Genomic DNA, 7,357 nt, shown 5'->3' on the forward strand with positions numbered 1-7,357 from the left:
ATTCACCTTTTACTCAACAGACTCGCTTAATCACACGAGTTTTAAAACAGCTTCTCAGAAGCCGCGGGAACCATGGAAGATGCACAAAAAGAATATTTTTTGCGCCAACAACTACGGGCAATTCAAGATGAACTGGGCGAAGGAGAGGACATCGGCGCCGAAATCGAAGAACTGCGCGAAAAGATCGAAGCCGCTGGCATGTCCGAAGAAGCAAAAACAGAAGCCGAGCGCGAACTAAAACGCATGGCGCGCATGCCCGAAGCCTCTGCCGAATACACCGTATCGCGCACCTATCTGGACTGGCTCGTCGAACTCCCGTGGAACAAAAAGACAAGCGATCAACTGGACATCAAAAAAGCCGAGCGCGTCTTAAACGCAGACCACTATGGATTGGAAAAACCCAAAGAACGCATCCTGGAGTACCTCTCCGTGCGCCAATTAAAAGACGACATGCGCGGACCTATCTTGTTACTGGTCGGACCCCCGGGCACGGGAAAAACATCACTGGGCAAATCCGTCGCGCGCGCACTCAACCGCGAATTTGTCAGAATGTCATTGGGCGGCATCCGCGACGAATCGGAAATTCGGGGACACCGCCGCACCTACATCGGCGCACTGCCCGGACGCATCATCCAGGGCCTGCGGCGCGCCGGCACAAAAAACCCCGTATTTATGCTGGATGAAATCGACAAACTCGGCGCGGATTTTCGCGGCGACCCCTCCGCAGCACTGCTGGAAGTCCTGGACCCGGCGCAAAACAACACCTTTGTGGATCACTACCTCGACGTCGCCTTTGACCTCTCAGAAATCTTATTCCTCGCCACTGCCAACTCGCTCCACACAATCCCACCGGCACTCATGGACCGGATGGAAGTACTGGAAGTCTCGGGATATACCGAAACCGAAAAAATGGAAATCGCGCGCCGGTACCTGGTCAAACGCCAGATCTCAGAACACGGCTTGACCCCCAAAAAAGCATCCTTCGACAAAGCCGCCCTGCAAGAAGTGATCCAGCACTACACCCGCGAGGCCGGGGTGCGAAATCTGGAGCGCGAAATCGCAACCGTAGCGCGCAAAGTAGCCCGCAAATTTGCCCAGGGCCGCAAGCGGCGTGTACACATCCATCAAAAAAACATCGCCGAATATCTGGGACCGCAAAAATTCCGCCACGAAGTAGCCGAAGAAGATCACGAGGTGGGCGTCGCCGCTGGCCTGGCCGTAACATCTACCGGTGGTGATGTCCTCTTTGTCGAAGCAACAGTCGTACCCGGCAAAGGCGAGTTAAATCTGACCGGACAGGTCGGCGACGTAATGAAGGAATCTGCGCATGCAGCCATGACCTATGTGCGGTCGCGCTGGCATGAACTGGGGCTAAACGCGCAGTTTAACGAAAACCAGGATGTACACGTCCACGTACCCGCAGGCGCCGTACCCAAAGATGGGCCCTCGGCAGGCATTACCATGGCCACAGTCCTCGCATCGGTATTTACCAATCGGCCCATCCGCAAAGACGTGGCAATGACAGGTGAAATTACACTACGCGGCAAAGTACTGCCCATCGGCGGCGTACGCGACAAAGTCCTATCAGCACACCGCGCAGGTGTAAAAACCGTAATCTTACCCGAAGAGAACCGCAAAGACGCACACGAAATACCCGACACAGCGCGCAAAGACATCAGGCTGGTATTTGCATCGCACATGGATCAAGTTCTGGAAACCGCCCTCATGAAACGCCCCCGCAAACCAATGGCTGAGGTGTTCAGTGTGAACTGATTTCTTTTCACCCTTCAAAATACTCCACAAACTTCTCAAAAACGGGTTCCGGAACATAGCGTCTCACAACATCTTGCCAGCCATCGGGACCCACCAGCCCTTTGATAAAACTGGAACTGATCTCAGCAATCTCTCGCGGAGGCATCAAGAAGATAGTCGTAATCGTATCGTCCAGATCACTATTGATATAGCGCATCCTGCGTTCAAACTCATAGTCGCTCTGCGTGCGAATACCCCGCACAATATAACCTGCGCCAATACCGCGTGCGTAATTGACCAGAAATTGATGTTCGTAACTGGCGACAACGACATTATCGAACTGCGACGTGGTCTCACAAAGCAGATCCAGCCTTTCCGCCAGTGAAAACGTATAGTCCTTATCCGGATTGATCCCAATAGCGACAACGAGTTGATCGAAAAGCTGCGCAGCCTCCTGAATAACCCACAGATGGCCGTGGGTAACCGGATCAAAGCTGGCGGCATAAACGGCTTTTTTCATCGTTTTCCTCATGAAATATCGGTGAGTGCCCAGGCAATGAGGCCGAAAGTAATGAGTTGCGGTCGGCGGTCTTCATCCAGCAAATAGTGGACGGGCAAGATACCTTCGCCAGATTGAACACAAGTTTCGTAAGCACCGACAGAGAGTTCAACTGACCCGTCGGAAACGAGCTTGTGGTTGGAGCGCAAGAGAGACAGGTCCTGCATCAGATCAAACGCCATTGGCAGGGGATGCTTGCCACATAGCAAAATGTGGGGGAGTGTCCAATGGCTGAAGACCGGACGCGTCGCGCGGTATTTGTATGCACCATCTCGCGACTGGACATGACCCTTGTTATTGTCCCAGCTTTCGCGCAATTCAGAAATCGGAATAGGCTCCCCCTCGGCATCGGCGCGATAAGTACACAGCGTCCAGGATTTGAGGGTATCGTCGGGATTGCAGATCACATCCGCCTCAAAAACAGTCGGCTCACCGCCAATGTGGGTTTGCTGGCGGATGCAATACGTGCCGCCCTGTTCGCGCCCAATAGTCACCGAGCCATACACGCTATTGGGACAAGGCGGCGGTTGCGCGGGCGCAAAGGACCAGTTGAGAATATCGTAAGTAAGCGTGGCGCAATCGGCATCCGGGATAGACTTCTGCACCGGCGTGAAACCCGAGAGAAAATCGCGAATGGGTTGAACGGCATAGGGGCCAATAGAGTCAATAGCCATGGGATCATGCCTCATTGAGAACGGAAAGATACCAATCGATATAGTCGCGATAGACATTGCCGCGCTTCAGGTTGTCGAGATCGATTTCTTCTGGTTCGGGATACATTTCAATTTGGGATATGTACTCGCGAAAATGTGCCCGATGTCGCGCGACAATATCTGCACAGTGCACTTCATCGGCGAGATCTTGCGTCTCGAGCGGATCGTTTTGAAGATCGTAGAGACGCGTATTATCCCGTTCAATAATGCTTTTGTAGCGCGCATCGCGCACAGCAACCGATAGCCGACCAATAGAAGTTTCGCCGATGACATAGGTGCGCCACGGGACATCGCGCCGTTCAAAGATGGGACGCCATGAACGCGCAATAGTGGTCTTGGGCAAGGGCGGTGCGCCAGCATAGTCGCATATCGTAGCGGGAATATCGACGCCAGAGATGAGATGCTCGGCATCCCGCACACCTTCGGAAATACGCCCGGGCCACCACGCAATGGTAGGCACGCGAAACGCTTCTTCTTCGAGAAAACCCTTGCTGGTATTGCTGTGAAAACCGAGACCATCGCCGTGGTCAGAGGCAAAAATGACGAGGGTGTTGCCAGCGTAAGGCGATGCGCGAAGAGCGTGCATGACGCAACCAACTTCGGCGTCAACCATCTCAACCATGCGGTAATACTGATAGATGTAATACTGCCAATCGCGGCGCGACCAATGGCGAGTACTGGGCCGACCGCGCCGGGCATATTCGTCGTCGAAATTGTCCGGAAGAGGCGGAAGATCGCCCTCAATTTTCGATGCAAAACCGTATTTGCCCGGACCGCCGTGAGACATCGCGGGAAAGCAGCAGTCGTGCGGATTGAGAAATCCAACGCTTAAAAAGAAGGGCTTATCAGACGTGCGATTTTTCAGATAGGCAACGGCTGATCGAGCGACATTGCCGTCGTTGAGTTCGCCCATGCCGTGCTGGGGTTGCAACACATCAAAACTCGCGTGCAAATCGCGTCCCGTGACATGCCATTTGCCCGTGTACACACAGTCGTAATTCTCGCGGCGCAGCCACTGGCCCAGATCTGGAATATTGGGGTCAATAGGATAGGAATTGACGACAACGCCGTGTTCTTTGGACATGCGCCCCGTGTACCAACACGCGCGCGATGGACAGCACTGGGGCATAGCGCAGTAGGCATTGGTAAAGGTATAGCCTTCGCGCACGAGTTCGTCAATAGCAGGTGTGTGTACGTATTCGCAGCCGAGCGCAGAGATCGCATCGGCGTGCATTTGATCAACGTGTATAAAGAGTATATTTGGTTTCATGATTACTCCCACATTCTTCTGCTGTGGTTCACCTCGCCGCCTGGGGCAACGTATCCGTCGCCCTCTGAACACCTGATGGTTCAATGAGCACCGTCGCATCAGATGCGCTCTGCTGTTTTCGATCTACCGTGACATCCACACCGAGAGCGATACCCCTGTCCTCGTGGCGAATCTCGAGCGCGGGACCACGACCGGGATTTAACTCCCCCCGAATCATCCAATCATCAATATAAATACAACCATCTCTCTGAACAGGGTCTTGAAACCGCGCGTCATCTTCCCGGTCACGCACCTGAAAAACAGCGAGAAAACGTACGACATTGCACGCCCTCTCAGGCGAGACTGTAACGTGCCACTGATCGGGAAAAACCGCCATATTTTTCCCCAAAAAAGTCTTATTACCCCCCCAGTTGACCGCGGGCGGATCAAAAATCGTATTGATGTCAATATACAACTTTTGTGACCCAAAAATATTCACCTGACCGCGCGCAGTACGGGTTTGAGTATGTAACCGCTGATGGCAAACATCAGCCGTAATTTCTCGATCCCCGTGTACAAGCCATTGCCAGCAAGCATCGTGATCGGCTTCCAGATCGTCGTAAACCACCAGAACATCTGGCCTCAAAAGCACCAGATGCCGGCGAAAACGCCTGAGACCCGCATCCCCATACGCATGGGACGCATCCCCGAGCGCGTAAGCCATGTGCCTACCATCGAGAAACCGGGAAATTATACCATAGCTCTCAGCACCCCGGGGCTGACCCTTGCCATCTATGAGAACCGAATTGTGCCCACGCGTAGCTCTGTACCACTGCTTTGAATGATCGTCACCCGCAGACGTGTAATACCCCGAATTTCTAAAAAGAGGTTCCCCCCCATAAAAAATATTAAACCCATTCTGACACTCGTGAGAATGGAGAAGCGAACCATAGGGACTGGACCGCATACCCACCATGAGATCTCGTCGGGTATTTGCGAGATCCGTATGCAGCGACACAATACCAACATCGGCAAAACACCTGCCCTGCGGCAATGCCCTGGGTGAACGCGGACGCGGTCTCGCCTTTTGATCTTTGAGCTTGTGCCAGATAAGCAACGGATTGCTCTCCTCTCCTGCCTCTTCCCACCACTGCTCCACATACCACGCGGCATAAGGATCGTCAAACCGAACAGCCATATCCTCTACAAAATCGAGATGATTACCCGTCGGACGCGACTTCAGTTCCGTACCATCGCCAAAGCCATCCGACCGCGAATAGGGCGGCCATGTATAAAGCAGAAAACTGGCACTATTTTTATACCATGCATCCTGAAAAAGATCCACACCGCTGAGTTCTCCAATGCGCGAAGGGAGAACGAGCAAAGTCTCGACATTCGTCCCAAAATAAGAATTGCCATTTGCCCAGCCTCCATCTGCACCCCCCATAAGGGGAAAACGGGCAATCCACAACTCGTACACAAAGCGCACCCATTGTGCCGCATCGGGATACGCGTGCAAAAGCGCAAAAGCGACCTCGGAAAATTCGATAAGCAAATGTTGCCAGAAATGGCTGCGAAAAACCAGCGTCTCAATCTTATTCGTCTCCTCCCTAAAAAAACGCTCTGCCCGCACAACCATTGCCGCGCGAAGACATTCTCGCTGGGATTCCGTAAGCAAATCAAAGCAAGAATCGTAAACACCCGCCATAACCCGCATACAAGACCCATCGGCAAAATCGCTGATAATGGGATTGGTGTACCCATCCGCATCCCAACTCGCAACGTGAAGCCCGCGGCGTATCGCTTCGCGGGCATAGCATTCATCACCCGAAAGCAAATAAGCCGGAATAAGCCACTGCACCGCCGAAGCCATATTACCGGCAAGCGCTTTACTACCCCACCTGTGAAACTTGAAAACCTGATATTCGTCTTCCCCCTTATCCGGCGGCATCGCGTCATCTTCCAGTGGCGCATTGAGAAACTGATCCGCACGCGACGTGAACCGCTCGCTATGCACTTTGAGGTCACCGCCGTCTGGCAACACCCAGAGCCGGGGATGCGTCTTCGGACAAGCCGCAATCACATCCGTAGCTGGCGGCGTCTCCATGCACCGAACTGAACCAGTAATCTCAAAATCATACCTATCAGACCAGTGATAAGGACCACCACCTATCGACGTACCGTATTGCCAATACCATACCCCGGACACAAGTTCTCGATGCGGATTAAACATCGCCCAGGGAAAACCCTCTTCTGCAACAGTACTGCATTCTGGAAAATCGGAATCTCGAGACAAACGAACCGCGTACCGCACATCCTCGCCCTTCTCAGCAGGCCAGAGCAGTGGTGGGGGATTGCGGTCAACGCGCTTATTATCAATCGGAGACGCCGCAATGCGCGGTTGGGCGTGGATAACTCTCATAAAAATGAACTCACAGCTTTTGGTAATCACTCAAGTAGCACTGTCATAATAATCGGCGCAAAGAATGAATACAAGAAGGAAATCAAGTCCCACATTGACCAGCCATATTGATTGTGGTATATTTTTCTTCATTACACACAAAAAATAAAAGGATAAGATATGGCCCAGATGATACAGTTGCAGAACAGCGATGAAACATTACGCCGAATGGTCGAAACGTGCCGGAACCAAAATGAAGAATGCGTAATTCAGGATAATCAGAGTCGTCCTATAGCAGTTATGATGCCCATTGAACGCTATGAATCCTATCAAGCTTATCTGAAGCAGAGGGAGAAAAATTTCGCGATTCTCGATACAGTAGCTGAAGACCTTAAAAATTATGAACCTGATTTTATAGAGAGTCAGATCGAAAAAGCCGTACAAGAAGTGAATGCCGAAGCTAATTCTATCGCCTGCTGAATTTTTGGCTCATTACAAAATTAGTTGAAAATGACCAATGATATTCGCCTATTAGATGTGGTGGCATTAACAACCGATAAGTTAGAACACAAGTTGGTACGTGGCGAAATAGGCACAGTCGTAGAATGTCATCCTGATGACGGCTATGAAGTCGAATTTGTAGCTCAAGATGGCTACACCTATGCCCTTATAACATGTGAGGG

6 protein-coding genes and 1 pseudogene are annotated in these 7,357 nt (G+C 52.1%); 3 read left to right on the forward strand and 4 right to left on the reverse strand.

All coding sequences use genetic code 11. The features are described from left to right. Positions 1-72: 72 nt before the first annotated feature. Positions 73-1,773, forward strand: a pseudogene (lon, locus tag OXH16_09115) (endopeptidase La). Positions 1,774-1,780: 7 nt separating this feature from the next. On the opposite strand, the gene coaD reads toward lon, so the two are convergent. Genes coaD through OXH16_09135 form a run of 4 tightly spaced genes read right to left on the reverse strand, consistent with a single transcriptional unit; the run spans position 1,781 to position 6,695 of the window. Further along, positions 1,781-2,272, reverse strand: a complete 492-nt coding sequence (gene coaD, locus OXH16_09120) for a pantetheine-phosphate adenylyltransferase (protein ID MCY3681547.1) — start codon at positions 2,270-2,272, stop codon at positions 1,781-1,783. 8 nt (positions 2,273-2,280) lie between these two features. After that, positions 2,281-2,985, reverse strand: a complete 705-nt coding sequence (locus OXH16_09125; GenBank protein MCY3681548.1) for a hypothetical protein — start codon at positions 2,983-2,985, stop codon at positions 2,281-2,283. Positions 2,986-2,989: 4 nt separating this feature from the next. Further along, positions 2,990-4,294: a sulfatase-like hydrolase/transferase gene (locus OXH16_09130; protein ID MCY3681549.1), complete on the reverse strand. Its 1,305-nt coding sequence runs from the start codon at positions 4,292-4,294 to the stop codon at positions 2,990-2,992. A 28-nt stretch (positions 4,295-4,322) separates the two neighbouring features. Next, entirely contained in the window at positions 4,323-6,695 is a 2,373-nt protein-coding gene (locus OXH16_09135; GenBank protein MCY3681550.1) for a DUF4962 domain-containing protein, read from the reverse strand. Between the two features lie 159 nt (positions 6,696-6,854). Here OXH16_09135 and OXH16_09140 point away from each other — a divergent pair, with 159 nt between their 5' ends. Then, positions 6,855-7,154, forward strand: coding sequence for a hypothetical protein (locus OXH16_09140; protein ID MCY3681551.1), 300 nt, complete (start codon positions 6,855-6,857; stop codon positions 7,152-7,154). Positions 7,155-7,184: 30 nt separating this feature from the next. Next, positions 7,185-7,357, forward strand: a 173-nt coding sequence (locus tag OXH16_09145) for a DUF4926 domain-containing protein (GenBank protein ID MCY3681552.1), incomplete at its 3' end; no start/stop codon positions are given.

It is taken from the genome of Gemmatimonadota bacterium (assembly GCA_026705765.1).
GTDB lineage: Bacteria > Latescibacterota > UBA2968 > UBA2968 > UBA2968 > VXRD01.

What these genes read in the sequence shown, in the direction of transcription:
- coaD (MCY3681547.1), bottom strand. Translation starts at nt 2,272, where the DNA reads ATGAAAAAAGCCGTTTATGCCGCCAGCTTTGATCCGGTTACCCACGGC.
- OXH16_09125 (MCY3681548.1), bottom strand. Translation starts at nt 2,985, where the DNA reads ATGGCTATTGACTCTATTGGCCCCTATGCCGTTCAACCCATTCGCGAT.
- OXH16_09130 (MCY3681549.1), bottom strand. Translation starts at nt 4,294, where the DNA reads ATGAAACCAAATATACTCTTTATACACGTTGATCAAATGCACGCCGAT.
- OXH16_09135 (MCY3681550.1), bottom strand. Translation starts at nt 6,695, where the DNA reads ATGAGAGTTATCCACGCCCAACCGCGCATTGCGGCGTCTCCGATTGAT.
- OXH16_09140 (MCY3681551.1), top strand. Translation starts at nt 6,855, where the DNA reads ATGGCCCAGATGATACAGTTGCAGAACAGCGATGAAACATTACGCCGA.